Origin of the sequence: Aeromicrobium phragmitis (assembly GCF_003674095.1) — a bacterium.
GTDB lineage: Bacteria > Actinomycetota > Actinomycetes > Propionibacteriales > Nocardioidaceae > Aeromicrobium > Aeromicrobium phragmitis.
In genome coordinates this window covers 1-402 of the sequence record NZ_RDBF01000129.1, presented here as the reverse complement: position 1 = coordinate 402, position 402 = coordinate 1, and the positions used below count along the sequence as shown (strand labels likewise).

Genomic DNA, 402 nt, shown 5'->3' with positions numbered 1-402 from the left:
CCGCGTCGTCCTGCACCGTCAGCGCGTCGGTGCTGACCCACATGCCGTGGCCGTCGGCGGTGGCCACGGCGATGGTGTCGGCCCGCGCACCCGAGGGACGCAAGACGCCCGATACGTCGACACCCACGACGGTGCCCGCTGCCGCGTGTTCGTCGAGCCAGGCACCGACCTGCCCCTCCCCAGGGAGGGCGAGGTCGAGCGCGACAGCGGCGTCGGCCGACGCCTTCTCGTCGCCGCCGCCGAGGTAGTCGAACAACCGCTCGCGCAAGGCGGAGAACTCCAGGGCGTCGAACACGCGGTGGATGGCGTCGCGGTTCCACTCGGTGGTGAAGCCGAGATCGGTGGGCCCTGCAGGCAGGTCCAGATCGCACACCAGCGCGTTGAGCCGCCGGTTCCGCAGGA

1 pseudogene is annotated in these 402 nt (G+C 71.9%); it reads right to left on the bottom strand.

The features are described from left to right. Nucleotides 1–402 (bottom strand): annotated as a pseudogene (locus D9V41_RS17985) (DNA polymerase I); the annotation flags it as partial.